The following is a 24,713-nucleotide window of genomic DNA, read 5'->3' on the forward strand; positions in this document are numbered from 1 at the left end:
TAAGGAGGAGAAGGATGGGAGAACGGGAGTTATTGCTGGCTGTAGATGATTTGCATACCTATTTTCATACGGAACGCGGAACCGTCCGTGCGGTAAACGGCGTGTCCTTTGAGCTTGAACGCGGAGAGCGGCTGGCTGTCGTCGGCGAGAGCGGGTCGGGAAAAAGCGCAATGGCGATGTCGCTCCTGCAGCTCCTCGCTTATCCGGGCAAGGTCGTCTCAGGTTCTGTACGTCTGGAAGGCGAGGATCTGCTGCAGATGTCGGAGCGGCAATTGAATGAAATCAGGGGCGGGAAGATTGGTACTGTGTTTCAGGACCCAATGACCTCGCTGGATCCGGTGATGACCGTCGAGGATCAATTGGTTCATACGATCTGCCGCCATACGAAGCTTGGCCGTAAGCAAGCTGCAGAGCGCGCCGTCGAACTGCTCAGACAGGTGGGCATACCCGATCCGCAGGTGAGGGTGAAGAATTATCCATATGAGCTTAGCGGGGGCATGCGGCAGCGGGTATTGATTGCGATGTCGTTGTCCTGTCATCCGAAGCTGATCCTGGCAGATGAGCCGACCACTGCGCTCGACGTTACGATTCAGGCACAAATTGTCGAGCTGCTGAAGAATCTGTCCGCTGAAACGGGCTGCGCGGTGCTCTTTATTACTCATGATCTCGGCCTCGTAGCACGATTTGCGCAGAAGGTTGCCGTCATGTACGCGGGGCGCATCGTGGAATATGGAACTGTACATGAAATATTTGCGAACCCGCAGCATCCCTATACGCAAAGCCTGCTCAGCACCATCCCCCGCGCCGATGAACGGAAGAGGGAGCGGCTGCTGCAGATCGACGGTTTCCCGCCGGATATGTCACGTCCCCTGGCCGGATGCTCCTTCAGGGAGCGCTGTCTGGCCGCTACCGCGGTATGCGGTTCACAGAGCCCCGAGCTTACCATGCGTTCAGATACGCACAGCGCTGCCTGTTTCGTGAAAGGCGGGCTGGGGAAGCTGGAGCAGCTCCGGCCTGAGTATGGGATAACGGAAGAGGAGCGGTATGTAATGCCGGAAGGGGCTGAGCCGGTCTTGCAGGTCAAATCGTTGAAGAAACGGTTTGAAACCGCCTCTTTATTCAAGAAGAAAAGAGTTGTGCATGCGGTTGATGGTATTGACATCACCCTGATGCCCGGCGAGACGCTTGGAGTCGTAGGTGAATCCGGCTGCGGCAAGAGCACCATGGCACGAATGCTGCTCCGTCTGGAGGAGCCAAGCGACGGTAATATTTTCGTGGAGGGGGTAGATATCGCCCATATGAAGGGAGAGCGGTTGAGCGCTTTTCGGAGCAAAGTGCAGATGGTATTCCAGGACCCGTATTCCTCCTTCAACCCGAAGATTACGATTCGCCAGATCATCGGTGAGCCACTGACTGTGATGAAGATCGGCACAAGAGCAGAACGGGAGCAACGCATCCGGGAACTGATCCGGACGGTCGGGCTGGATGTCTCCTACCTGGAACGTTATCCGAATCAGCTCAGCGGCGGGCAGCGGCAGCGGATCGGGATTGCCCGCGCACTGGCTCTATCACCTTCTATTATTGTAGCTGATGAACCGACCTCGGCGCTTGATGTGTCAGTGCGGGCTCAAGTGATCAATCTGTTGGCCGAACTGCGTGACAGGCTGGGAATCAGCATCGTCTTCATCTCGCATGACTTGTCTGTCGTCCGCCATATCTCCGATACGATTGCGGTGATGTATCTTGGCAAAGTTGTCGAGACCGGACCTGCAGCAGAGGTGTTTGAGAATCCTAAGCACCCGTATACGAAGGCTTTGCTTGCTGCTTCGCCGCTCCCGGACCCTGAACTTGAGGACCGCCGCATTATTGAAGTGCTGACGGGAGAGCTTCCAAGCCCGGCCAATCCGCCCGGCGGCTGCCGGTTTAGTACAAGATGTCCGCTCGTGGAGAGACGGTGCAGGGAAGAAATGCCGGCGCTTGATCCCGCAGGGGAATCAAGGAAGGTCGCCTGCTTCTTCGCATCCTAGAATGAAGGGGTAGTTGATTTGAAGAAAATGGGTATTATTGGCGGTGGCATTCACTTTGCCGTCAATTCCATCACACAGCCTTTCTTCGCGCTGCATGCGGCCCAGCTCGGCGCATCCACTGCCATGATCGGCGTTCTGCTTACGCTCAGAGCGGTCTTGCCGCTATTTATCGCGATGCCGGCCGGCCAGCTGATCGACCGTCTGGGCGCCGCTTATATGCTCCGGATAGGCAATATTCTTACCATCCTTCCCCTGGCAATGATGACCTTCAGCTCTAATCTGACGATATTAACGGTCGCGCAAATTGTGATCGGCGGCGGAACGATGATCGTAACCTCGGCGCTGCAGGTCATTGTATCCGAAGGGGGAAAAGAGGAGCGAGAACGTAATATTACCCGCTATTCGGCCTGGTCATCGGGAGGGAGCATGATCGGCCCCATCGCTGGAGGTATCCTTGTCACTTATGTCGCCTCGGCTGGCATCGCCGGCTCCGGAGGAACTGCTGCTACTGGTTATCAGGCCGCATTTCTGCTCTGCCTGATCGTGGCTATCGGCTTTGGCATCGCTTTTCATAGGGCAAGCCGGGATATGGCGGGCGCACCGAGGCTAGGCGTTGAGGTGAAGGAGGTGCTGCGTCCCAGGGAGATTGCGGGAAGCTATCTGTCGGGTATTCATTTAATGAAGCATCCCGGCGTGCAATTCGGTCTGGTCGGCACATTCCTCATCCATTTCATCCAATCCATCTGGCAGGGGTTCTTTCCCTTATATCTGGACACGCTTGGATTCAGCGCCCTCGTCATCTCTTTACTGGTTTCGATTCGTGGTCTGGCAGGCATGACTTCAAGGCTGTTCATCGGGCGGCTGACGAAGCGGTTTAGCCATCAGAATCTGCTGATTTCAGCCGGCTGTGTCGCCGCTCTCGCTTTAATGGCGCTGCCGTTTATGGACTGGAATCCTGTTTCCATCGCGGTCGTCGCTTTCGTTCTAGGTTCGTCGGTCGGCATCAATATGCCGGTCAGCACCATGATTATGGTGGATGAGGACTCCATGGCAGAGCGGGGCAAAATTATGGGCCTGCGTCTGCTGGTGAACCGTTCCTCACAAATTGCGGCTCCGGCGGTATTTGGATTATTCGGCCAGCTTTTGGGGCTGGCATCCTCTTTTATTGCAGGAGGTGGATTGCTGTTTGCGGCGATTCTTGGCTTTGGGCTATACCGGAAAATGCGTTTCAGGCAAATTCCGATTAATCATATGGAGGTTGAGAAATGAGTAAATACGGGTTTGAGGATCATTGCTGGAAAGATGTCGTGTCTGAGGAGATTCTTGAAATTTACACGGCGTACGAACGTGAGACCTATATCGGCAAACGCCCCGCACTGCTTGCAATTGATCTCTACAATGCCAGCTATAAGGGCGGTCCTAAACCGGTTATCGAGCTCCAGGGGGAGTATCCCAGTTCATGCGGCATCTATGCCTGGGAGGCGATTGAGCCCACCAAGCAATTGTTATCCAAAGTGCGCGAGCTTGGTATTCCTGTTATTTATTCCACCCGGGACCAGTACACGAAAGCGCCCAAACGAATCGGCTCGACCAACCGCAGGGTCAAAAATATAACCAGCGATGCTTACGACATTTTCGAAGCCTTTGCTCCGCAGCCGGAGGATATCATCATTAACAAAAGCCGGGCCAGCGCCTTTTTCGGAACGCCGCTCGCTGCTTATCTGAACATGATGGATGTTGACAGCCTGATTGTATGCGGCGAATCGACCAGCGGGTGCGTGCGTGCCAGTGTGCTTGAAGCATACGCTTACGGCTACCATGTTACCTTGGTTGAAGAATGCTGTTATGACCGCAGTCCGCTATCCCATAAGGTGAACCTCTTTGACATGCATCATAAGTATGCGGATGTTATGCACATCGACGAAGCGCTGGGGCATCTGGATGTTCGTTCCGCCCCCGCATCTATCTCCGTCAATTAACCGATGAATATTTTTAATAAATTCAACTAACAAGGAGAGATCGCTAATGCGTGGATGGGAAAAGTTTATGACCGAAAGAGACAGAGAGCATGATGCCGCTAGAGGAAAAAAAGAGCCCTTCGGTTTCGGAGACAAGCCGGCGCTTATTCTGATTGACTTCTATGTCGGAGCGCTTGGCCTGACGCGCCAGCCGTTGATGGAGCAGATCAAAACCCATCCTGGCGGCATGGGGCTGGAAGGATGGGCAGCGGTTGACCAGACGAAGAAGCTGCTGGAGTCAGCCCGCCGCAACGGCATTCCGGTCATTCATATCACGAAGCTGGACGGTGATAATGTCGTCGGCTGGGCCAAGCGGACGGGGCGGAGCAAGCAGGTCGGCCTGAGTGAGGCGAAGATGCCTGAAGAGCTGAAGCGGAGATCGGCTGAGATTGTGGCCGAGGTAGCTCCGCTGGAGCATGAACTTGTCATCCGGAAGGCGGCACCTAGCGCCTTCAACGGCACAGTGCTTCCATACATGCTGCAAAGCTGGGGCATTGATACGCTGATTGCCTGCGGGGAATCAACCAGCGGTTGCGTGCGGGCCACTGTCGTGGACGGCACCACGCACAGCTTCAAAATGGGTGTTGTCGAGGAATGCACCTTCGACCGTACCGAAATGTCGCATTGGGTCAATTTATTTGATCTGAATGCCAAATATGCGGATGTTGTGAAGCTTATTGAAGCCGAGGCCTACTTCGACAGGATCGGGAGCCGGAATTCCGCCGCTGCACAGCTGTAACGGATGATGGGGGATTCCGGCGGGTTAGTCAATATCGGAAAGGGCCGGCAGACAGCGGGAGCCGGCCTTTTCCTGCTGTTTGTGTCAGCTGTTCTCTACTGGCTCGGCTTCAGTATGCTTCGGCCGATGCTTGCGCTATATTTCAACGCTGCCGGCTTACCACTGGCGGGCGTCGGTGCGGTTATGGGACTGCATGCACTGATTCCAGTCGTGCTGGCCATGCCTGCCGGCCAGGTGATCGACCGGATCGGGCCGCGCAAATCGGTCATGGCCGGAGCCTTAATTATGCTCTTCAGCGGCGGCTGTTATATCGCCGGCGGCACATTGGATATGCTGTTGCCGATGATGATCGGCCAGCTCTTCAACGGTACGGGCAGCCTGCTCTGCTGGGGGGCGCTGCAGGCGTCTGTCGGCCAGATTGCCAGAGCAGGCGGGGACAAAAAGCGCAGCGTTCATCTGCTGTCCAACTTTGCCTTTATCAATGCGCTGGCTCAATTCGGCGGGCCTGCGCTCGGCGGCATATTCGCGGATACGGGCGGCATGGTATGGGTGTTCCTTGTATTTGCGGTATTGTCGGGAATCGTGCTGCTCCTCTCGCCGCTGTTGCCGGGAGCTATTCGGTTAACAGTGAGAGACTGTGAGGGTGAGGGTGCGGGAATCGTGAAGCCGGCCGGGACAAGGGGGAAATTCAGCTTCGGAATGCGCGGCAGTTACAGTAGCGGCATCCGGCTGCTGCGGGATAACCGCCCGTTCGGTACAGCTATGCTCTTCAATGGATTATTGTTTACGCTAATTGATATTCAGGGGACTTTTCTGCCGGTGTATCTTGCGAATATGGGCTATTCCCCGCTGCACGTAGGTACACTGCTGTCGGCAGGGGCCGTATCGTCGATTGTGATCCGTCCGCTGACCGGCTTCTTCATTAACCGCTTCGGCCACCGGCCGATGATGATGGGCTGCTTATGGGCCGGAGGTCTCTGTCTGGGCGTCCTGGTGTTTGAGCCGGGATACGGGATGATCCTGGGAGTCATGCTCGTCTGGGGAATGTGCTCGGGCATGAATCAGCCGATGGCCCTTATACTTGTGGCCCATACGGTTCCTGCTGACAGCCAGGGGATGGGCATGAGCCTGCGGACGATGGCGAACCGGGTCGTGCAGGTTGTTAACCCGCTGGCCGTCGGCGGAGTATCTGCCGTTGTCGGCCTGACTAACAGCTTCGGCTTCATGGCGCTGTTTCTGGTCGTGTGCAGCTTTGCCATGAATAAGAAGCTGGAAGAAAGGCCGTCTGCAGGCGGGTGAGTCGATACGTACAGCTGGGCAGCAGCGAAAATGAAGATGCTTTTCATCACGGTAAGCTTTTTAGTATAGGAATCGAACACGATCCGGTCCAGACCGGCTATATCCTTTAATAACAAACGCCCTACTTAAGCTGCCCCATCCCCAGGTTCACCCGGTAATTGCCGAACTCCAGCAGCTCGTCCAAAAAAGCGTTCAGCTCGTCCTGGTCTTTTAAACGAACGCGCATCCAGTAGCAGCCTTCGCCGCTGACGCGGTGCAGCTCAATCACACTGTTATGATTTTTTGCAAACTGCTGAAAAGGGGGATGTGCGGCATTGGAGCCCAAAAACACAGTGACAAAAGCAAGAAGACCCTGTCCGATTTTAGCCGGATTCCAGCGCACCGTATAGCCTTCGATAATCTCCAGCTCCCGCATTCTGCGGATACGTGCGCCTACGGCCTGTCCGGTCATGTGCACCAGTGCCCCGATGTCTTTATGGCAAAGTGTGGAGTCCTCAATAAGGTAGCGCAGAATGCGGTAATCTGTATCGTCGATCAGGTGGGAAGTCATAATGGGTTAATCCTTTCCGGATGAAAGTAGAAACGGCTGATCTGTTTCGCGCCGCAATGTATTGTACACCACAGACCTTCTATAATGAATTGTAGCAGAAGACAGTCTGAAGAAAGAGGTGTTCCCGTATGAAAATTCAACTGATCCGCAATGCCGCCCTGTGGCTGCAGTATGGCGGTCTTACCTTCCTGATTGACCCTATGCTTAGCGAAAAAGAAGCCAACCCGCCGGTAATCAACACGGCCAATGAGCGCAGAAATCCGCTGGTGCCGCTGCCTGCTCCGGTACAGCAATGGCTGAATCCGGATGTGGTGCTGGTAACCCATCTTCATCAGGATCACTGGGATGCGGCCGCGGTTTCGCTTTTGGCGCATGATCTGCCTGTACTATGTCAGGAAGGGGATCAGGAGAGAATCGGAGGACAAGGCTTCATTAATGTTGCTGTTGTATCTGACACAGCGCCGCTGGCTTTCCAAGGCGTCACTTTAACACGCGTAGGCGGACAGCATGGTACAGGAGAGATAGGGGAGCTGATGGGCAAGGTGTCGGGGTTTATTTTTCAGGCTGCGGATGAACCTGTACTGTACCTGGCTGGGGATACAATCTGGTGCGGGGAGGTTAAAGAGGCTTTGGATACGTATCATCCGGAAGTGGTTGTCGTAAATGCCGGGGGAGCACGTTTTGTGACCGGCGGGCCTATCACGATGGATGAGCAGGATGTTGTGGATGTGTGCCGCTATGCGCCGGATGCAGCCGTTATTGCGGTGCATATGGAAGCAATCAATCACTGCCTCGTAAGCCGGGAAATGCTGAGAGACCGTCTGGCTAATGAAGGGCTGCTGGAGCGTGTAAGCATTCCGTCGGACGGGGAGTCTTGTTATCCGCTGATTTAGCGGACATCCGGCTTCCAAATGTAACCGTTATAAAAATTCTCTGCCTTCGCTTGACGGGAACATGAAATCATGATAAATTATTTCTTGTTCATGTAATGTTCCCTGATAGCTCAGTTGGTAGAGCACTCGACTGTTAATCGAGTTGTCACAGGTTCGAGTCCTGTTCGGGGAGCCATTCTTGGAGAGATACCCAAGTGGCTATAAGGGGACCCTCTGCTAAGGGGTTAGACTGCGTAAGCGGTGCGAGGGTTCGAATCCCTCTCTCTCCGTAGAAATACTTCCCTGTAAGGGATGAGAACCCTCGGTGGTTCGTTGAAGCATAAGCTTCGTTAGCAACACTTCGCAATCTCATGCGGAGCATGAGTATCCCTCTCTCTCCGTCGTAATTACAGAAATGAAGCTCCCGGTTTTCCGGGGGCTTTTTTTGTGCTTCCGCAAAGTATGAATTCAGTGCCGGGAGGAGATTGAAGGTGGAAACAGGTTGCATAGGGCCTTTTTCGATTAATGTTATTCGGCAGTCGAATGGGTGAAGGGGATCCTGCAGCCCGTCCGGCGAGTTTCTGCTTCCTTTCCGAGAAATCTCAGGATTCCGGCTAATGAACCGGCGGTCATTAGGGAGTTTGTTAAAGATTTGTGTCTGATGTTAGCTTTTCTAACTAAAAACTACATTATACTACATGAAGCTACGGCATTCTAGTGATGTGACCCATTATCTCTTTAATTGATTGAAGAACTGCTGCTGTAAAGAGACAAATGTTATATTATTTGCGGGAAAATAAAGTATTGTATTAGAAAAGGAATTGATTTTTGAAAGCGGCGTCCTCTTAAATCCTCTGTTTTTCTCCGTTTTACTCCGAAATCCTCATAAAATACTAATAATGTAACTTAAGGATTACGTTACTTGTTATGTTTTGTAACACCAATTTTCGAAAATTATATTAATTCCTTGCATTTTTTAGTGACGGACCCAAAACCTTGTGTTAATATAAATCACATCTTAGAAAGAAAAACAGATTGGGAGACAGAGAAAGGGGAATTTTAATTACTATGGGAAAAGGGGATGGCGATGGAGTACTTCATTCAGCAATTAATTAACGGGATTTCCGTAGGCAGCATTTACGCTCTGATCGCCCTTGGCTACACAATGGTTTACGGGATTATCAAGTTGATCAATTTTGCCCACGGCGATGTGTTTATGGTCGGTTCGTTTATCGGCCTGTACAGTGCCAAGTTTCTGGCGAATGCCGGACTTCCTCCGGTGCTGGTATTGCTGCTGTCGCTGATCATTTCGATGACCATGAGCTCGCTGCTTGGTATCACCATTGAACGGCTGGCTTATAAGCCGCTGCGCAAGTCCACTAGAATTGCCGCGCTGATCACTGCAATCGGTGTATCCTTCCTGCTGGAATATGTCGGAGTGCTTATCCTCGGTCCGCAGGCCAAAGGGTTTCCGGATATTATGGAGAAGAAGCAGTATCAGCTATTCGGAACATCGATCCAGGTTGATTCCAACCAGGTCATGATTCTGATTACTACCATCGTTCTGATGATTATTCTGCAATATATCGTGCGTTACACTAAGACCGGTAAGGCAATGCGGGCTGTATCGTTTGATATGGAGGCGGCACGGCTGATGGGGATCAACGTAGACCGCACCATCTCGGCAACCTTTGCGATCGGGTCGGCGCTTGCTGCAGCGGCCGGCGTAATCTTCGGTATGACCTACAATTCCGTCGATCCGCTTATGGGCGTAACGCCGGGACTCAAGGCTTTTGTAGCGGCAGTACTTGGAGGAATCGGAAGCATCCCTGGCGCGCTAGTCGGCGGATTGCTGCTGGGAACAGTGGAGACGGAAATTTCATCGCTTGGCTACTCGTCCTGGCGTGACGGTGTTGCGTTTGCCGTGCTGATTCTGATCCTGATCTTCAAACCATCCGGGCTGTTTGGCAAAAATGTCCGGGAGAAAGTGTAGGTGGGGGACGGCATGAAGAAGTTTAATAAGAAATTCTGGCTGGGCACGATCATTGCCCTCGCGTTCTATGGTATTGTTCAAGTTCTTCTAACAACGGGGATATTTAATGATGTAACCCGGTCCATGCTGCTTCTGGTAGGCGTCAATGTCATGCTGGCAGTGTCGCTCAACCTGATTAACGGGATTACCGGACAATTCTCGATCGGCCACGCCGGATTTATGTCCGTAGGCGCATATACATCGGCAATCCTGACCCTCGATTATGATGTGCCGTTCATTCTGGCGATCATTATTGGCGGTATCGTAGCAGCCATCTTTGGTGTACTGATCGGGATGCCAACGCTCCGTCTTAACGGAGATTATCTGGCTATTGCCACACTTGGCTTCGGGGAGATCATCCGGATTGTCCTGCTGAATACAGAGTATGTAGGCGGCGCTTCCGGCCTTAGCGGCATCCCGGCGAAATCGACCTGGACGATTATTTTCTTCTTTACCTTATTTACTGTTGTGCTGATCAATAACTTTATCCGTTCAACCCACGGCCGTGCCTGTCTGGCGATCCGCGAGAATGAAATTGCTGCAGAAGCAATGGGGATCAACACCACCCTGTACAAGGTTATCGCCTTTACCATCGGTGCATTGTTTGCAGGTATGGCAGGCGGGCTGTCTGCACATACGTTCTATGTTATTACGCCAGGCAGCTTCAACTTCCTGAAATCCTTCGAAATTCTGGTAATGGTCGTTCTTGGCGGTCTGGGCAGCACGGCGGGTTCCATTGTGGGGGCGGTATTCGTTACCCTGCTCTACACCTATCTGCGTGAATTCCCGGAATGGCGGATGATTATTTATTCCATCGTGCTGATTATGATGATGATTTTCCGTCCGAGCGGCCTGCTCGGCAAAACCAGAATCAATTTCGGCAAGCTCGGTAAAAAGGAGGCCAAAGCCAATGGCAGCATCGACAGCAGTACTCCTTGACGTTAAAGGGGCCAGCCGTTCCTTTGGAGGACTCAAGGCGCTGAGTGAGGTTTCCCTGCATATTAACAAGGGGGAACTGATCGGTCTGATCGGACCGAACGGCGCCGGCAAGACAACATTGTTCAATCTGTTAACCGGGGTGTATCCGCCCTCTACCGGTAAAATCCTGCTTAATAATGAGTCGGTAGGCGGTATGAAGCCTTTTAAGATTAACCATAAGGGTGCGGCGCGCACGTTCCAGAACATCCGGCTGTTTACGGCCATGACCGTACTGGAAAATGTCAAAATCGCCTTCCACCAGCATGCCAGACATTCCTTGTTCAGCTCCATGCTCCGGCTGCCGAAGCATTTCAAGGGCGAAGAGGAAATTACACAGAAGGCGATGGATATTCTCAAAATATTCAATCTCGCTGATCAGGCCGAGGAGACTGCCGGTAACCTCAGCTATGGGAACCAGCGCCGTCTGGAAATTGCCCGTGCGCTTGCTGCCGGACCGAAGCTGCTGCTGCTTGATGAGCCGGCGGCCGGCATGAACCCGAATGAAACGCGGGATCTGATGAACCTGATAGCCTGGATCCGTGAAGAATTCGATCTGACCATTCTCCTGATTGAGCATGATATGTCGCTGGTTATGGGGGTCTGCAACCGGATCTATGTCCTGGACCGCGGAGTTCTTATCGCCGACGGTACGCCGGTGGAAATCCGGAACAATCCGAAGGTAATCGAAGCGTATTTGGGACAGGAGGCGTAAGGGCGATGCTTACAGTACAGGGAATCAACGTATATTACGGTGCCATTCACGCATTGAAGGATCTCAGTATCCAGGTTAATCAAGGGGAGATTGTAACGCTGATCGGTGCCAACGGCGCCGGTAAATCCACACTGCTCAAGACGCTGTCCGGGCTGCTCAAGCCCAAGACCGGCAGCATTGAGTTTCTGGGCAAATCGATCACTAACCAGAGTGTACAGGCGATTGTTAAGCAAGGGCTGATTCATTGCCCGGAAGGACGGCGTGTATTCGCCAATATGTCTGTAGAAGAAAATCTTGAGCTGGGAGCTTACCTGCAGGACGGCAAAAGTCTTGCCGCTGATTTCGAGAGGGTCTACAGCATGTTCCCTAGACTGCTTGAACGCAAAAAACAGCAGGCCGGAACCTTGTCCGGCGGGGAACAGCAGATGCTGGCCATGGGCCGCGCCATTATGGGTCACCCTAAGCTGCTGCTGCTGGATGAGCCGTCCATGGGGCTTGCTCCGCTGCTGGTGCAGGATATTTTCAAAATCATTAAGGAAGTCAACGCCGCCGGCACTACGGTGCTGCTGGTTGAGCAGAACGCCCATCAGGCGCTTAAAATTGCTCACCGTGCTTATGTGCTGGAAACCGGAAGAGTGGTTCTGGAGGGAGACGCCTCGGAGCTGGCGGATTCGGAAGAGATCAAGATGGCCTATCTGGGCCACTAGATTACTGTAGCTGAAGCATCACAGAACCAACACATAGAAACTATATTATTCGGGAGGCTGAGAGAAACTATGAAAAAAATTGGGGCCATTATTTTGTCGACAGTATTGACTGCGGTATTGGCATCGGGCTGCGGCAGCAACAACACAGAGAACAGCGCTAACTCTGCAAGCGGCGGAAATGCTGCCGGGGGCACAATCAAGATCGGTGCCGACCTTGAGCTCACAGGCGGCCAGGCTTCTTTCGGCGACTCCGCATCCAAAGGCGCTCAGCTGGCCGTAGACCAGATCAACGCCGCCGGCGGTATTCTGGGCAAGCAGCTGGAACTGGTTGTTGCCGACAATGCTTCGAAATCCGAGGAAGCAACACAGGCGGCACAGAAGCTGATTACCAACGATAAGGTAGTTACTATTATCGGAGCATCCACTTCTACCAACACACTGGGTATTGTTCCGGTTGCTACCGAGAAGAAGATTCCGCTTGTGGCTGTTGGTGCGACTAACCCTAAGGTTACTGTTGACGAGCGCAGCGGCGATGTGAACGAATGGGTATTCCGCGCCGCCTTTATCGATCCGTTCCAAGGCCAGGTTATGGCTAACTTTGCAAGCAACAACCTCAGTGCCAAAACAGCAGTAATCTACACAGATACATCGAGTGACTATTCCAAAGGTCTGCAGAAATTCTTCGAAGAGACCTTCAAGGCTAACGGCGGAGAGATTCTGAGCCAGGAATCCTACCAGCAGAAGGACTCTGACTTCAAAGCGGTTCTGACCCGTATCAAAGAAGCTAATCCGGATGTAATCTACCTGCCGGGTTACTACGAAGAGGTTGGTAAGATCGTGAAGCAGGCCCGTGAAATGGGCATCACTGTACCGTTCCTGGGCGGCGACGGCTGGGATTCCCCGCAGCTGGCTGAGATTGCCGGCGCTGCGGCCCTTGAGAACACTTATATGTCCAACCACTACTCGCCGGAAGATACGGCAACTGAAGTAACAACCTTCGTGGATGCTTACAAAGAAGCTAACGGCGGCGCAGTACCTGACGGTATGGCAGCTCTCGGCTACGATGCGCTGAAGCTGGTTGCTGATGCAATCACCCGTGCAGGCGAAGCTGATCCGGCGAAGATCAAGGATGCTCTTGCAGCAACCAAAGATCTGCAGCTGGCAACTGGTAAAATCACGCTGAACGAAACTCATGACCCGGTTAAAGCGGCTGTCGTGCTGAAATTCGTTGACGGTGTTCAGACTTTTGAAGCAAAAGTTAATCCATAAACGGTTCTTCCGCATACAATATGGGGAATGAATGAATAATGACTTTAGAGAGAAAGGCTCCTTTGCGGGCCTTTCTTTTGTCAGTAAAGGAGGAACGGACATGATTATCGGAGTACCCAAGGAGATCAAAAACAACGAAAACCGTGTAGCCCTCACCCCTGCCGGTGTGGAAGCCCTCTGTAAAGCCGGTCATAAAGTGCTGATTGAAGAGTCGGCCGGGATAGGCAGCGGCTTCAGCGACGGCGAATACCTGAATAAGGGCGCGGTGCTGTATCCGGCAGCTGCTCAAATATGGAATGAGGCGGAAATGGTGCTCAAAGTGAAAGAACCGCTGCCTGAAGAATACAGCTATTTCCGCAAGGGGCTGATCCTGTTTACCTATCTCCATCTTGCTCCTGAGGCAGAGCTTACCAAAGCGCTGGTAGACAGCGGAGTTACCGCTGTGGGCTACGAAACGATCCAGCTTGCGGACGGCTCGCTGCCGCTGCTGATTCCGATGAGTGAGGTAGCCGGACGGATGGCAGTCCAGATTGGAGCAAGGCTGCTGGAAAAGCCGCAGGGCGGCAAGGGCGTTCTGCTGAGTGGTGTGCCTGGTGTACAGCCCGGTGAGGTAGTTATCGTGGGCGGTGGTATCGTAGGCACCAACGCGGCCAAGATGGCGCTGGGGCTCGGTGCCCGGGTTACTGTGCTGGATAACAATGCCGCCCGGCTCCGTTACCTGGATGATATTTTTGGCGGGCGCCTGATTACGGTTATGTCGGACTCTTATCATCTGGAGCAGGCTGTACGCAAAGCTGACCTGCTGATCGGGGCTGTACTCATCCCTGGTGCCCGTGCGCCCAAGCTGGTGAAGGAGTATATGGTGCAGCAGATGGGTGAGGGCTCTGTTATAGTCGATGTAGCCATTGATCAGGGAGGCTCGATCGAGACTATCGACCGGATTACAACTCACGAGAACCCGACTTATGTTAAATATGGTGTCGTGCACTATGCAGTAGCCAATATGCCGGGTGCGGTTGCACGGACCTCCACGCTTGCCCTCACCAATGTGACAGTACCCTATGCACTGCAGATTGCGGGTTCAGGCATTTACAAGGCAGTGCTTGACAATCCGGCGCTTGCCCGCGGACTTAATGTGGTTGCCGGACATGTCGTGAATACAGCGGTTGCCAAGAGCCTTGGCTATGAACCGGTTGACGGAGTAGAAGCCTTGGCTGTGTATGGCGGATAGAGAGTTGGAGCAGCAATGCAGAGTATAGACGGGAGGGACGGTATCCGGTCATCCGCCGCCTCCCGCATATGAGAGTATTTTATTTTCAAAAAAAAGTGCTTGTCAAAGTGAGCAGAGTTTGATATACTCATTTTTGTTGTGGTAAACATAACTTCTCAGCTAGGCCCGTTGGTCAAGGGGTTAAGACACCTCCCTTTCACGGAGGTAACAGGGGTTCGAATCCCCTACGGGTCACCATATGCGGTAGTGGTGGAATGGCAGACACGCTATCTTGAGGGGGTAGTGGGCGTATGCTCGTGGAGGTTCGAGTCCTCTCTACCGCATTAATAAAGGAACGAAAACCTTGATCATCAAGGATTTCGTTCCTTTTGCTTTTTGTACATAATATTGAATTTACTGATTGAGAACCCCGGCGTATTGCGGATAGAGCTGGCGGATACAATCCGGGCATATATCATGGGTGAACTGCAGGGAGAGCTGTAACTGAAGGAAGCGTTCAACGGTAATCCATTCCTCCTTGCTGCTGCGAACAGACTTGCAGGAGGCGCAAATAGGTACAAGACTGCCTGAAATACGGCGGGGACGCAGAGAATGACAGCTGCGGACATGCTCATGCTGGAACGGTTCAGCGGGTCCCTTGTCGTGAAGGGAGAGAACAAGGGACTGAATACCGCAAGAGTGCTCTGTAAATAGCGGAAAAGCATCCAGACTGAATACACGGTCAGGTTGATCAGGAATGTGCATAATGAATTCGGAGCTGGAAATCAGACGTCCACCCTGAAGGACATGCTGCACCGCATTATCCAGTGCTGTCAGCTGAACAGGAATGGCGATCCATTCTTCAAACAGCTCCAGATAGTGGCTTCCTGTCCCCTTGATGGCCGAGGACAGCCCCCAATGCTCCAAATATGCGTTATAATGATCATTAATAAACAGGATGATTCCGCTTCTGTCTATAACCAGAGCTTTATGTGTCAGCGTGTTAAGAGAAGAAGTAAGGGATGTAGATAAGCTTAATGGCAAGATTATCGCTCCTTGAGTGCTTACAGGATAGGTAGTCAAGACAGAGGCAGGTTCAGAAGCTCGGATACTTGGCGCCGGTAGCGCTCGGCTTTTCGTGTACCATGTATCAGATTGGACAGGCGGTATGGCGGAATTCCGTGCAGCTCGCAGAATTTTTTCTGATCAAGCTGTAATTCCGTCAGCCTCTGTTTGATCTCCCAGCCATAGGGGGTCACAGGACGTTTGCTGTTCAACAGGCTTCACCTCTTATCGACCATCCAGCCGTATGATATAATCATTTGGAACTGATAATAACCAATTATACACTTTTTTACGTCATTTTACAATAAAAATAACGTAATTACGTCTGAAAAATGCTGTGGAAGGATGTTGAACGATGCAGTCCATATTTGACCGGATTGAATATCTGATTGAGCAGAAAGGCATTACCAAAAAATCCTTTTGCGAGCAGCTCAATATCAGCTCAGGCCATTTCGGAGACTGGAAGCGGAAGAAGTCTACGCCGGGAACGCATCATCTCATCCGGATCGCTGAATTTTTTCATGTCACCCTGGATTGGCTGATCTTGGGCAAATCGGCAGGTGATGGAGTGCGTGAAGAAGGAGAAGCGTATTTTTCTGCCCAAATGAGGCAACTGAGTTGCCAAAGTGAAGAGCTGCTGCCCAAGGAGCAGGAATTTATCAAGGAGTACATAGCGTTCACCCGATACCGCAGGCAGAAACAGGATGAAGAAAATTCCTGACAGGTTATCTTTACAATTGCTGCGTAGCGGTTTATAATATTGAATGTTGGCCTCAGACAAAGTAATCCCATTTGTAACACACTGCGCGGTAGTGGTGGAATGGCAGACACGCTATCTTGAGGGGGTAGTGGGTGTATACCCGTGGAGGTTCGAGTCCTCTCTACCGCATCATATTTTTGAACAGAACAAACAACAGGGCAGTAATTCTCTAGATGAGAGTTGCTGCCCTGTTGTTTGTTTTACTATAACCTTGATGGAAAAAATGTATGGAGGGATATTCGGATGATCATCAAATCTCCTGGCGGTTCCATTTTCCCGTATCACTATAAGGGCTGAGAAATACACTGTTTGAAATACGGCAGCTTCCACTCCAATAGCGAATCTGGCCAGGCTACAGCCCCATATCAGAAAGCTGGCGATCGTTGGGGAATATTTCAGCAGACACCGGCTCCACAGGTATTTGCGGAAGCAGGCTGGGCAATGTACGGTTCCGATTCAATATTATAGCGACCCTGAGGATGCTAAGACGTGGCTGATTCAATAATCCCTAAATTTGTTATACGTACTCAGTGTTCGAGTGTTTTTTAATTGAATAATTCTGATATTAATTGAAGATCAAAATCACTTGTTATTTTATAAGATAAAGACTGATTTCTTGAAGTATCTAAGTTATACAGAAATAAATTTAAATAATGATTGTCATATAGAGTGATTCCAGCTGTGTTTTGTTTGTTCTCTCCCTTTACTGTAATCCAATAAGAATGGTCAAACTCAATATCTGAAAAAGAATCCTTTTTCAGCTGCAATTCAGAAAACACTGACATAATTTTATTGATTGTTTCTGAATCGGTTATGGTTACTATCTCTTCATCCGGGCTTATCCGAATCCTAAAACTACGAGCACCAGAACAGTAGCAGTAATAGTAAAACGCCGATTTTTCATTATAGGACTCCTTAAGATGTTCTTTTTGACGAAACTCATACCATATGACCCAATATTAGCAATAAGTGGTTATTTGCTTCAAGTTTTTATCTTAATAATCTTTCATGAACTTGTGTGGTGAATAAATGGTTCGGCTTTGATATAATATCGCTTCACTCGCAGATATTTAAAAGAGACTTGAAACGTAGAGATATAGAATGATGTGAATTAATTGTGTAAAATATTATTGTCAGTGACATAGTATCCTTACATTTAACCGCGGAGGGGAATCACATGACAATAAGTGTAGTGCTGGTTGCGATTATTGCCTTACTGCATATCTACATACTCTATCTTGAAATGTTCCTGTGGGCGACACCGAAGGGGCAGAAGGCATTCGGCACCACAGCTCAAGTGGCGCAGGATTCGAAGGGGCTCGCTTTTAACCAGGGATTGTATAACGGATTTCTGGCAGCGGGGCTGATCTGGGGGATTTTCTATCCGGATGGTGCTGTAGGCCGGCAGATCCAGCTATTTTTTCTCAGCTGCGTACTGATTGCGGGGATTGTCGGCAGTCTGACTGCAAAAAGATCCATTTTGTATATTCAAGCTGTACCTGCCCTGCTGGCTATCGTTGCGGTACTTATGAAGTGGTAACTATATCATGAAAAAAACTCCCTGTATCCGGCCTTTGCCGGGTAAGGGAGTTTTTGGTGTGGCCAGAAATAAAAAGGAACTAGTCCAGCAGCTTGGCGATATCGGCTTCGATCTGGTCAGGAGTGGTCGAAGGGGCAAACCGCTTCAGCACCCGGCCGTCCTGATCCACCAGAAATTTGGTGAAGTTCCATTTGACGCTTTTAGATCCCAGTACGCCGGGTGCTTCCTTGGACAGGTATTTAAAGAGCGGATGTGCGCTGTCCCCTTTGACATCGATCTTTTCGTACATCGGGAAGGTTACCCCGTAATTAATCTCGCAGAACTCGGCGATATCCTCGCTCTCACCGGGCTCCTGGCCGGCAAATTGATTGCTCGGAAAGCCGAGCACCTCAAAGCCGCGGTCCTTGAATTTATCGTAGACCTCCTGGAGACCCTTATACTGGGGGGTGAATCCGCATTTGCTGGCTGTGTTGACGACGAGCAGCACTTTGCCTCTGTACTTGGAAAGCGACTCTTCCTGGCCGCGCAGGGTGCTCACTTCATAATCATAAATGCTCATGAATCATGCCTCCCGAACATAAATTTATCACAATTTAATTTTACACTATATATTTCAAGATGCAAGCATCAGGATTGTGACAAGACCGGTATCATCGTTTCAAAAAATACCTGTAGTTTAATTTTAAGTGTGTGTAAGTCAAAAATGGATTCCCAAAAAGGAGTAGATCACGATGACCACATTAAAAGCTTTGTATACTGCGACAGCGACAGTTAAGGGTGGACGCGAAGGTTCAGTAGAATCCTCAGACGGCGTTCTGAAGCATGACCTGAAGATGCCTAAAGAGCTTGGCGGACCCGGAGGTAACGGTACCAATCCTGAGCAGCTGTTTGCAGCAGGATACGGGGCATGCTATGAGAGTGCGCTCGCCAATATTGCCCGTAAAGAGGGTGTGAAGCTTCAGGATGTTACGGTTACCTCCAATGTGCTGATCAGTAAGGATGAGAGTGACGGCGGCTTTAAGCTGGGTGTGAGACTGGACATCAGCCTGCCGGGCATTGAACGTTCCCAGGCTGAGGACCTCGCCAAGAAGGCGCATGAATTCTGCCCTTACTCCAAGGCAACACGCGGAAATATCGATGTGGAGCTCAATATCGTTTAAGTTGACTATAAAGCTGTATTTTTGGGAAAAATGGCTAAATAGAGACGGAAGTCTGGTTGGCGGGACAAATAGCGGGCGGCAGCGCGTACTTCGGTTGACATCACCCCCAAAAATCTTTATTATGTCTAAGTACTTGTTAAAGCTACGTGTGCTATCAGAACCAAAAATTTAGATAATGGGTGATGAAGATGTCTTACAGACCGAAAATTACGAGCGTGACCAAAGCCAGCAGCAATGATAAAGTGGGCTTGTACGAATTTATTATTAAAACTGCTGACGGAACACAATGCCGCGCCTTTTACAGCCGGAATCCGGAATGGAAAATGACGAACATCAGCCGCTTGCTTAAAACTCCATGCCCGGTGTGCCGCAAGGACTTCATCTGCAAGTGCATGGAAGCATACACCGCTGATTTCGAAGATCAGATGATCGGTGATCAGTGGATTGAAAAGGCGATTGCCGAATAATTGTAACGGACGGACAATAAATGCGCGGGAGCTATCCCGCGTTTTTGTTTTATATAAGATAGGCGGTATACAGAGGGGGACGGAGTGTGAAAAAGGAAATAAGCCTGGAAGCCGGGCAGGCAGTTGTATTGATCGATGGTGTCTGTCATCTGTGCCAGGGGCTGGTCCGGTTCATTATTCCGCGTGATCCCACAGGCCGGATAAAGTTCGCTCCGCTGCAGAGTGACATAGGGCGTGAGCTGCTGCTGGCTGCAGGGCTTGAGCCTAACCGGCTGGATACGGTGGTACTGCTGGAGAATGGAAGGATCTATACGGAATCTTCTGCTGTGCTGCGCATTGCCGGTAAATTACGTTTTCCGTGGCCGGCGGCATACCTGTTTATTATCGTGCCTCGTCCGCTGCGCAATGCGCTGTACAGGCTGGTTGCGCGGAACCGTTACCGCTGGTTCGGACGGGATGAGTCATGTCTGCTCCCGACACCCGATATCAAGCGAAGATTTCTGTAAAGTTAAAATATAAAAGCAACGGGAGGGTCCCCGCTGCTTTTTTGTGCTGGTTAATATGTTATTTAAGCGGTTCGGAAGAAAGCGGGTAGCTCTGCACAAGCTTCCATTTACCGTCTGCCGTTTTTTTCAGCGTCGTGACTGTTGTACTGCGGTTGTCCTGGAACTGCGGTCCCTTGAGCTTTTTGATGGACTGTACTGTATATAAGACGGCTGTGTCGCCTGTGTAATCAATAACCTTCGACGATTCGACTGTACCCTGAAGGTCATAAGCCTGGAAAAGCTGGGCTGCCACTATTTTGTTCTGTTCATAACCAGGGGAGGACTCATCAATAGTGGACATCAGTCCATCGAGATCTTCCTTGTTGGTGTAGTCCATATTGGCAGCAAATACAGCCTTGATGGCATCCTCATCAGCTTTTGGTACGGTTACGGCAGCTGTCAGGGCCCCCTCCGGCAGACTGTACTTCACGGCTTGAAGCTGTATATTGCTGATTTTCCAATCGGCATCCTTGGAGCTGCGGGTGAGGGAATAAATATATTCCATCTGGCTGTTTGGCATAAAGGGTCCGCTAACCTTTTCAGTAGTCTCGATGGTATGTACCGTCACCTCGCTGGTTTTGCCATCGACGATGTTCAGCTGGTCTACAGATACATTCAGATTATAGGTTTCGAACTGCTGCTTGAGCTGCGGGCCGATCGCGGCCAGCGGTGATTTGGCATCAATGAGACTCATAAAGCCGTCATAATTTTCTTCATTAGAATACTTCACATATTTGCTGAAGAAGTCAGCAACCGAGGCGGTCTCGTCAGTGGCCTGCAGGCTTGTGATCTCAACGGTTCTGGTAGCAGCATTCCAGACTACGTGATTGCCAGTGGCTTCACTTACAAAGCGGATCGGCACGTAGGTGACGTTCTTGATCATTTTGGGAGCGGTCTGGAGCGGCTTGACGATACCGTTAATGCTGGCGTTTTTGCTGCCGAGCTGCAGCTTGATGACCAGCCCCTCCTTGGTTGCCGTAATGGTGCTTGTCTTGGCATCAAAAACGACGTTCAGGCCCAGCTTCTCGAAGATAGGCCGCATCGGTACGAGAATCGCATGGCCGTCATTTAACGGTGCGCCAGTGGTAAGCTTAAGCTGCTGCTGGTCGATCTGGACTGTAATCGGTTTCTCGGCTGCAGATGCGGAGAGGCTGATGGCACTGGATAAAGTAAGGACAGCGATAAATCCGGGCAGTAATTTCATTTGTGGCAGGTCTCCTTTGTAGATAAATGGTTTTGTCTGGCAATTCTTTACCAACTACCAGTATAACCTTTAATGCAGTTTGGGTATATATCCCATAATGGACATGGTGTACCAGGGGGCTTTGGAGGTACTTATAGAAATATTATTTTCAAAAAAAAGATTGCCGCTCTACTGCATATATGCTACTATAGCTGTAAATTAAAGGATTACGAGCGGAAGCACCGTTCAATGACCGTTTCTACGGTTATTGACGGTGCTTTTTTTGCTTTGTCAGAGAGGAGAGTGGCGGTTATGGCGGCAAGAGTGGTGCTGGCCGTACGCGAGAGTCAATATATCGAACCCTTACTGCATTATTTGCATCACAGCGATTACGGGGAATTGCTCAGAATATCTGCATTCAGCAGGCCGGATACCTTCATGGAATTTATGAGCAGCGGAGAGCCGGTGGATGCGGTAGTGGGTGATCTTGTCTTTATTGAAGCCTGGCTGGTGGAAGGGAAGAGTACCATGCCGTGGGCGGTTCTCAGCGAGGATGGAAGAACTGCGGGTAACAAGGAAAATCTGGCAGGCGGGATGGTCATTCAGAAATACCAGTCGCTGCCGTCGCTTCTGGAATCCGTTCTCCAATTGTGCGAGGTCAGGCGTCCACGGGCCCTTTCTGCCCGCAGAGAGAAGACACTGCTGCTCGGTGTGGTCTCGGCCAGCGGCAGCAGCGGCAAAACAACCCTTGCGCTCAACATGTCCAAACAGCTTGCAGCAACGGGCCTGTCCGTCTTTTATCTGAACCTGGAGAGCGTGGACAGCAGCGGTGTACTTGTCCGGATGCCTGCGCCTAAGGCACAGGGACTGGAACAGCTGCTGTACGAGCTGAAGGCCGGATATCCGGACGGGGGAGAAGGTGCGGCGGAGAAGATTGACCTGGACAGGTATGTATGCAGGCATGAGGCTCTGCGCTGTGACCGGTTCATGCCGGTGGAGAACTTCAAGGAGATGCTGCAGATGACAGAGCCCGATACGCTGGATTTGCTGGAGCTGCTTGCTGCAGCCGGCCATTACGATGTTGTGCTTGTTGATACAGGTTGCATTGAGGAGGAACGGACGCAGGCAGTGCTGAAGCGCTGCAGCGTGCTGCTATGGATGCTCAGGAGTGATGAGACGAGTCTTTATAAGACGGTCAAATGGCTGGAGCATGGCAGCTATGCCCACTCCGGCTGGCCGCAGGATATCCGGGATAAAAGCCGGTTCATTCTGAACTTTGCTGAAGCTTCCGGGTCCAACAGTGCAGCGCTGGAAGGGCTTGAACCGGCAGGTGTGCTTCCTTTTATCCCGGCCTGGGCGCTGCAGCATCATATGGAGCTCTGTCTGGAATCACCGCCGTTTATAGCAGGTGTACAGCAATTGTGCCAGGATATCATCGAGCCGCTGCTCCCGGAAGTATTCACAGGTAGTCTGCATGAATGAAGAATTGTTCAGAAAGCTGAAACGGGATATCCGTGCCGGGCTTGACGTCACAGCAGCAGTCGGGAACCGCGAGCTCAGCAGCTATATTGAGCGGACCATTCTAGGGATGCAGAGCCTGCGTTATTTGACCGCCCAGGAGAAGCATGAGCTGGTAAAGAAGTTGTTCGATTCCTTCCGCGGCCTCGATATTCTGCAGCCCCTGGTTGATAATCCGGCAATTACCGAGATTATGATCAACAGCCATGAGGAGATCTTTGTGGAGGAGGAGGGGCTGATCCGGCGGCTGCCGCTGGCCTTTGAGTCCAGGAGCAGGCTGGAGGACATTATTCAGACTGTGGTATCCGGTGTGGACCGGGTGGTCAATGATTCTTCACCGATTGTAGACGCCCGGCTGCGGGATGGCTCCCGGGTCAATGTGGTGCTGCCGCCGGTTGCCCTGAAGGGGCCGGCCATGACCATCCGCAAATTCCCTGAAACACCGATGACGATGAGTGACCTGGTGCGCCGGGACGCGCTGAGCGGGGAAGCTGCGGAGCTGCTGCAAATCTTTGTGGCAGCAGGCTACAACATTTTTATCAGCGGCGGGACCGGCTCCGGGAAGACCACCTTCCTTAACGCACTGTCCCAGTTCATACCGTCCCAGGAGCGGGTCATCACGATTGAGGATTCAGCCGAGCTGCAGATTGTTACCGTGCCGAATCTGGTCTCTCTGGAGACGAGGAATGCCAACACGGAGGGAAGGGGGGAGATTACCATCCGTGACCTTATCCGTTCTTCCCTGCGGATGAGACCCAACCGTATCGTTGTTGGGGAGGTGCGGGGTGCAGAATGCCTCGATATGCTGCAGGCGATGAATACAGGACACGCTGGAAGCTTGTCATCTGGTCATTCAAACAGTGCCCGGGATATGGTCAGCAGGCTGGAGACGATGGTGCTCAGTGCAGCCGATCTTCCGGTTGCCGTAGTCCGGCAGCAGATCAGCTCGGCCATTGATATTTTTGTTCATCTCTCGAGGCTGCGGGACCGTTCGCGGCGGGTGGTGGAAATCTGCGAGGTGGCCGGATTACAGGAAGGGGAGGTGGTATTGAACCCGCTGTACGAGTTCCGCGAAACCGGGGAACGTGAAGGGAAGATTGAAGGCAGCCTTGCGGCATGCGGCAATCCCCTGCTGCATGCCGGGAAGCTGAAGCTGGCCGGCATTTATCAATACCCGCTGATGGGCTTTGCAGCCGGACCCGGGATGAAGGAGGCGGTATGCTGAAGCAGCCGGATAAGATTCCTGCTTCCAGGCAGGGTAAGGTAAGAAAACGTGTTCTCCCGAGTGTTGAGGGGGCAGAGAGCAGGCCGCAGCTGCCGGATTATACCGTCTACATGCTGTCTCCCCGCTTGAAATTAGCGGCACTGCTGGCAGGCGGGCTGTTGATGTTCGGCATCGGTTACCTGTTCTATCATCAGCTGCTGATCTCTCTGCTGCTGGTTCCGGCCGGAGCTTATGCGCCGCGGATGCTGCGCCAATATCTGAAGGACCGTCGGCGCTCTGCGCTTAACCTGCAGTTTAAGCAGACACTGTTTTCACTTTCCTCCTCGCTGTCTGCCGGACGCTCTGTGGAGAATGCTTTCCGCGAAGCTGTAGCCGACCTCCAGCTGCTTGATCCGGAGGGGAACAGCGATATGCTGGCCGAGCTGTCGATCATCTGCACGCGGATGGAATACAACCAGCCTGTTGAAGAGGCGCTGCATGATTTCAGCCGCCGGGCCGGGATGGAGGATGTTGAACGGTTTGCCGATGTATTTACCGTCTGTAAGCGTACTGGCGGTGATCTGGTTGAAGTGGTGCGCCGTACCTCCACCATTATTGGAGAGAAGCTGGATATCCAGCAGGACATTGCGGTAAGCATCGCCCAGAAGAAGTTTGAAGCCAAGGCATTGCTGGCGGCACCGCTGCTCATGGTTTTGTTTATGAGCCTGACCGCAAGTGACTATATGCAGCCGATGTACACCGGTGCAGGCATGGCTATTTCTACACTTTCATTAGCCGGCTTGTTCCTGTGTTACCGGTGGACGACAAAGATTATGGATATTCCGCTATAGAGCGGTA

General features: G+C 51.7%; 25 protein-coding genes and 5 tRNA genes. 25 read left to right on the top strand and 5 right to left on the bottom strand.

Going from position 1 to position 24,713, the window contains the following annotated elements:
• Nucleotides 1-14 precede the first annotated feature (14 nt).
• Genes M2108_RS14385 through M2108_RS14405 form a run of 5 tightly spaced genes read left to right on the top strand, consistent with a single transcriptional unit; the run spans nt 15 to nt 6,083 of the window.
• Nucleotides 15-2,027, top strand: coding sequence for an ABC transporter ATP-binding protein (locus M2108_RS14385; protein WP_277470054.1), 2,013 nt, complete (start codon nt 15-17; stop codon nt 2,025-2,027).
• A 27-nt stretch (nt 2,028-2,054) separates the two neighbouring features.
• Complete coding sequence (locus M2108_RS14390; protein WP_277470169.1) at nt 2,055-3,296, top strand: MFS transporter; 1,242 nt, start codon at nt 2,055-2,057, stop codon at nt 3,294-3,296.
• The gene (locus M2108_RS14395; protein WP_277470053.1) at nt 3,293-4,006 is read left to right on the top strand and encodes a cysteine hydrolase family protein; all 714 of its coding nucleotides are present in this window, start codon (nt 3,293-3,295) and stop codon (nt 4,004-4,006) included. The genes M2108_RS14390 and M2108_RS14395 overlap by 4 nt, the downstream gene beginning before the upstream one ends.
• 46 nt (nt 4,007-4,052) lie before the next feature.
• The gene (locus M2108_RS14400; protein ID WP_277470052.1) at nt 4,053-4,784 is read left to right on the top strand and encodes an isochorismatase family protein; all 732 of its coding nucleotides are present in this window, start codon (nt 4,053-4,055) and stop codon (nt 4,782-4,784) included.
• Between the two features lie 3 nt (nt 4,785-4,787).
• Nucleotides 4,788-6,083: an MFS transporter gene (locus M2108_RS14405; RefSeq protein WP_277470051.1), complete on the top strand. Its 1,296-nt coding sequence runs from the start codon at nt 4,788-4,790 to the stop codon at nt 6,081-6,083.
• A 121-nt stretch (nt 6,084-6,204) separates the two neighbouring features.
• On the opposite strand, the gene M2108_RS14410 is transcribed toward M2108_RS14405, so the two are convergent.
• On the bottom strand, nt 6,205-6,633 hold the full coding sequence (locus M2108_RS14410) for an Lrp/AsnC family transcriptional regulator (protein WP_277470050.1): 429 nt from the start codon (nt 6,631-6,633) through the stop codon (nt 6,205-6,207).
• 128 nt (nt 6,634-6,761) lie between these two features.
• Between M2108_RS14410 and M2108_RS14415 the strand changes: the two genes are divergently transcribed.
• The 11 genes from M2108_RS14415 to M2108_RS14465 all read left to right on the top strand — a co-directional run bounded on the left by M2108_RS14415 (nt 6,762) and on the right by M2108_RS14465 (nt 14,757).
• Nucleotides 6,762-7,526, top strand: coding sequence for an MBL fold metallo-hydrolase (locus tag M2108_RS14415; protein ID WP_277470049.1), 765 nt, complete (start codon nt 6,762-6,764; stop codon nt 7,524-7,526).
• 99 nt (nt 7,527-7,625) lie between these two features.
• Nucleotides 7,626-7,701, top strand: a tRNA-Asn gene (locus M2108_RS14420).
• Between the two features lie 5 nt (nt 7,702-7,706).
• A tRNA-Ser gene (locus M2108_RS14425) sits at nt 7,707-7,795 on the top strand.
• A gap of 875 nt (nt 7,796-8,670) precedes the next feature.
• Nucleotides 8,671-9,498: a branched-chain amino acid ABC transporter permease gene (locus tag M2108_RS14430; RefSeq protein ID WP_481857211.1), complete on the top strand. Its 828-nt coding sequence runs from the start codon at nt 8,671-8,673 to the stop codon at nt 9,496-9,498.
• Nucleotides 9,499-9,510: 12 nt separating this feature from the next.
• Nucleotides 9,511-10,476 carry a branched-chain amino acid ABC transporter permease gene (locus M2108_RS14435; RefSeq protein WP_277470048.1) on the top strand — a complete coding sequence of 322 codons (966 nt, stop codon included), beginning with the start codon at nt 9,511-9,513 and terminating at the stop codon, nt 10,474-10,476.
• Nucleotides 10,448-11,227 (top strand): ABC transporter ATP-binding protein, encoded by a 780-nt coding sequence (locus tag M2108_RS14440; RefSeq protein ID WP_277470047.1) that lies wholly within the window; start codon nt 10,448-10,450, stop codon nt 11,225-11,227. The genes M2108_RS14435 and M2108_RS14440 overlap by 29 nt, the downstream gene beginning before the upstream one ends.
• 5 nt (nt 11,228-11,232) lie before the next feature.
• Nucleotides 11,233-11,934, top strand: a complete 702-nt coding sequence (locus M2108_RS14445; protein WP_277470046.1) for an ABC transporter ATP-binding protein — start codon at nt 11,233-11,235, stop codon at nt 11,932-11,934.
• Between the two features lie 69 nt (nt 11,935-12,003).
• On the top strand, nt 12,004-13,203 hold the full coding sequence (locus M2108_RS14450; protein WP_277470045.1) for an ABC transporter substrate-binding protein: 1,200 nt from the start codon (nt 12,004-12,006) through the stop codon (nt 13,201-13,203).
• A 100-nt stretch (nt 13,204-13,303) separates the two neighbouring features.
• A complete protein-coding gene (ald, locus tag M2108_RS14455; protein ID WP_277470044.1) occupies nt 13,304-14,434 on the top strand; it encodes an alanine dehydrogenase in 1,131 nt (376 codons plus the stop codon).
• 162 nt (nt 14,435-14,596) lie between these two features.
• Nucleotides 14,597-14,671, top strand: a tRNA-Glu gene (locus tag M2108_RS14460).
• A gap of 3 nt (nt 14,672-14,674) precedes the next feature.
• Nucleotides 14,675-14,757 (top strand) — tRNA-Leu (locus M2108_RS14465).
• Between the two features lie 70 nt (nt 14,758-14,827).
• On the opposite strand, the gene M2108_RS14470 is transcribed toward M2108_RS14465, so the two are convergent.
• Both M2108_RS14470 and M2108_RS14475 read right to left on the bottom strand, forming a co-directional pair.
• A complete protein-coding gene (locus M2108_RS14470; protein WP_277470043.1) occupies nt 14,828-15,457 on the bottom strand; it encodes a PAS domain-containing protein in 630 nt (209 codons plus the stop codon).
• A 35-nt stretch (nt 15,458-15,492) separates the two neighbouring features.
• Nucleotides 15,493-15,690 carry an XRE family transcriptional regulator gene (locus M2108_RS14475; protein WP_277470042.1) on the bottom strand — a complete coding sequence of 66 codons (198 nt, stop codon included), beginning with the start codon at nt 15,688-15,690 and terminating at the stop codon, nt 15,493-15,495.
• 143 nt (nt 15,691-15,833) lie between these two features.
• Between M2108_RS14475 and M2108_RS14480 the strand changes: the two genes are divergently transcribed.
• The 3 genes from M2108_RS14480 (at nt 15,834) to M2108_RS14490 (ending at nt 17,778) form a co-directional block, all read left to right on the top strand.
• Complete coding sequence (locus M2108_RS14480) at nt 15,834-16,199, top strand: helix-turn-helix domain-containing protein (RefSeq protein WP_277470041.1); 366 nt, start codon at nt 15,834-15,836, stop codon at nt 16,197-16,199.
• Nucleotides 16,200-16,284: 85 nt separating this feature from the next.
• Nucleotides 16,285-16,367, top strand: a tRNA-Leu gene (locus M2108_RS14485).
• A 1,048-nt stretch (nt 16,368-17,415) separates the two neighbouring features.
• Nucleotides 17,416-17,778 (top strand): DUF1304 domain-containing protein, encoded by a 363-nt coding sequence (locus tag M2108_RS14490; RefSeq protein WP_277470040.1) that lies wholly within the window; start codon nt 17,416-17,418, stop codon nt 17,776-17,778.
• 79 nt (nt 17,779-17,857) lie between these two features.
• Here M2108_RS14490 and M2108_RS14495 read toward each other — a convergent pair whose 3' ends face one another.
• Nucleotides 17,858-18,337, bottom strand: coding sequence for a glutathione peroxidase (locus M2108_RS14495; protein ID WP_277470039.1), 480 nt, complete (start codon nt 18,335-18,337; stop codon nt 17,858-17,860).
• Between the two features lie 172 nt (nt 18,338-18,509).
• On the opposite strand from M2108_RS14495, the gene M2108_RS14500 reads away from it, so the two are divergent.
• The 3 genes from M2108_RS14500 (at nt 18,510) to M2108_RS14510 (ending at nt 19,911) form a co-directional block, all read left to right on the top strand.
• Nucleotides 18,510-18,938, top strand: coding sequence for an organic hydroperoxide resistance protein (locus M2108_RS14500; protein ID WP_277470038.1), 429 nt, complete (start codon nt 18,510-18,512; stop codon nt 18,936-18,938).
• A 188-nt stretch (nt 18,939-19,126) separates the two neighbouring features.
• Entirely contained in the window at nt 19,127-19,405 is a 279-nt protein-coding gene (locus M2108_RS14505) for a hypothetical protein (RefSeq protein WP_068722215.1), read from the top strand.
• 86 nt (nt 19,406-19,491) lie between these two features.
• Nucleotides 19,492-19,911: a thiol-disulfide oxidoreductase DCC family protein gene (locus M2108_RS14510; RefSeq protein ID WP_277470037.1), complete on the top strand. Its 420-nt coding sequence runs from the start codon at nt 19,492-19,494 to the stop codon at nt 19,909-19,911.
• A gap of 58 nt (nt 19,912-19,969) precedes the next feature.
• Here M2108_RS14510 and M2108_RS14515 read toward each other — a convergent pair whose 3' ends face one another.
• Nucleotides 19,970-21,154, bottom strand: a complete 1,185-nt coding sequence (locus tag M2108_RS14515) for a copper amine oxidase N-terminal domain-containing protein (RefSeq protein ID WP_277470036.1) — start codon at nt 21,152-21,154, stop codon at nt 19,970-19,972.
• A 291-nt stretch (nt 21,155-21,445) separates the two neighbouring features.
• Between M2108_RS14515 and M2108_RS14520 the strand changes: the two genes are divergently transcribed.
• Genes M2108_RS14520 through M2108_RS14530 form a run of 3 tightly spaced genes read left to right on the top strand, consistent with a single transcriptional unit; the run spans nt 21,446 to nt 24,706 of the window.
• Nucleotides 21,446-22,615, top strand: a complete 1,170-nt coding sequence (locus M2108_RS14520) for a P-loop NTPase family protein (RefSeq protein WP_277470035.1) — start codon at nt 21,446-21,448, stop codon at nt 22,613-22,615.
• The gene (locus M2108_RS14525) at nt 22,608-23,876 is read left to right on the top strand and encodes a TadA family conjugal transfer-associated ATPase (RefSeq protein WP_277470034.1); all 1,269 of its coding nucleotides are present in this window, start codon (nt 22,608-22,610) and stop codon (nt 23,874-23,876) included. The genes M2108_RS14520 and M2108_RS14525 overlap by 8 nt, the downstream gene beginning before the upstream one ends.
• On the top strand, nt 23,870-24,706 hold the full coding sequence (locus M2108_RS14530) for a type II secretion system F family protein (RefSeq protein ID WP_481856908.1): 837 nt from the start codon (nt 23,870-23,872) through the stop codon (nt 24,704-24,706). The genes M2108_RS14525 and M2108_RS14530 overlap by 7 nt, the downstream gene beginning before the upstream one ends.
• Nucleotides 24,707-24,713: the final 7 nt, after the last annotated feature.

The sequence above is a fragment of the Paenibacillus sp. PastM-3 genome (assembly GCF_029893965.1).
Classification (GTDB): Bacteria; Bacillota; Bacilli; order Paenibacillales; family Paenibacillaceae; genus Paenibacillus_AQ.

Excerpts from the sequence above, each read along its gene's own strand:
- M2108_RS14385 (WP_277470054.1), top strand. The coding sequence starts at position 15 with ATGGGAGAACGGGAGTTATTGCTGGCTGTAGATGATTTGCATACCTAT.
- M2108_RS14390 (WP_277470169.1), top strand. The coding sequence starts at position 2,055 with ATGGGTATTATTGGCGGTGGCATTCACTTTGCCGTCAATTCCATCACA.
- M2108_RS14395 (WP_277470053.1), top strand. The coding sequence starts at position 3,293 with ATGAGTAAATACGGGTTTGAGGATCATTGCTGGAAAGATGTCGTGTCT.
- M2108_RS14400 (WP_277470052.1), top strand. The coding sequence starts at position 4,053 with ATGCGTGGATGGGAAAAGTTTATGACCGAAAGAGACAGAGAGCATGAT.
- M2108_RS14405 (WP_277470051.1), top strand. The coding sequence starts at position 4,788 with ATGATGGGGGATTCCGGCGGGTTAGTCAATATCGGAAAGGGCCGGCAG.
- M2108_RS14410 (WP_277470050.1), bottom strand. The coding sequence starts at position 6,633 with ATGACTTCCCACCTGATCGACGATACAGATTACCGCATTCTGCGCTAC.
- M2108_RS14415 (WP_277470049.1), top strand. The coding sequence starts at position 6,762 with ATGAAAATTCAACTGATCCGCAATGCCGCCCTGTGGCTGCAGTATGGC.
- M2108_RS14430 (WP_481857211.1), top strand. The coding sequence starts at position 8,671 with ATGGTTTACGGGATTATCAAGTTGATCAATTTTGCCCACGGCGATGTG.
- M2108_RS14435 (WP_277470048.1), top strand. The coding sequence starts at position 9,511 with ATGAAGAAGTTTAATAAGAAATTCTGGCTGGGCACGATCATTGCCCTC.
- M2108_RS14440 (WP_277470047.1), top strand. The coding sequence starts at position 10,448 with ATGGCAGCATCGACAGCAGTACTCCTTGACGTTAAAGGGGCCAGCCGT.
- M2108_RS14445 (WP_277470046.1), top strand. The coding sequence starts at position 11,233 with ATGCTTACAGTACAGGGAATCAACGTATATTACGGTGCCATTCACGCA.
- M2108_RS14450 (WP_277470045.1), top strand. The coding sequence starts at position 12,004 with ATGAAAAAAATTGGGGCCATTATTTTGTCGACAGTATTGACTGCGGTA.
- ald (WP_277470044.1), top strand. The coding sequence starts at position 13,304 with ATGATTATCGGAGTACCCAAGGAGATCAAAAACAACGAAAACCGTGTA.
- M2108_RS14480 (WP_277470041.1), top strand. The coding sequence starts at position 15,834 with ATGCAGTCCATATTTGACCGGATTGAATATCTGATTGAGCAGAAAGGC.
- M2108_RS14490 (WP_277470040.1), top strand. The coding sequence starts at position 17,416 with ATGACAATAAGTGTAGTGCTGGTTGCGATTATTGCCTTACTGCATATC.
- M2108_RS14495 (WP_277470039.1), bottom strand. The coding sequence starts at position 18,337 with ATGAGCATTTATGATTATGAAGTGAGCACCCTGCGCGGCCAGGAAGAG.
- M2108_RS14500 (WP_277470038.1), top strand. The coding sequence starts at position 18,510 with ATGACCACATTAAAAGCTTTGTATACTGCGACAGCGACAGTTAAGGGT.
- M2108_RS14505 (WP_068722215.1), top strand. The coding sequence starts at position 19,127 with ATGTCTTACAGACCGAAAATTACGAGCGTGACCAAAGCCAGCAGCAAT.
- M2108_RS14515 (WP_277470036.1), bottom strand. The coding sequence starts at position 21,154 with ATGAAATTACTGCCCGGATTTATCGCTGTCCTTACTTTATCCAGTGCC.
- M2108_RS14520 (WP_277470035.1), top strand. The coding sequence starts at position 21,446 with ATGGCGGCAAGAGTGGTGCTGGCCGTACGCGAGAGTCAATATATCGAA.
- M2108_RS14525 (WP_277470034.1), top strand. The coding sequence starts at position 22,608 with ATGAATGAAGAATTGTTCAGAAAGCTGAAACGGGATATCCGTGCCGGG.
- M2108_RS14530 (WP_481856908.1), top strand. The coding sequence starts at position 23,870 with ATGCTGAAGCAGCCGGATAAGATTCCTGCTTCCAGGCAGGGTAAGGTA.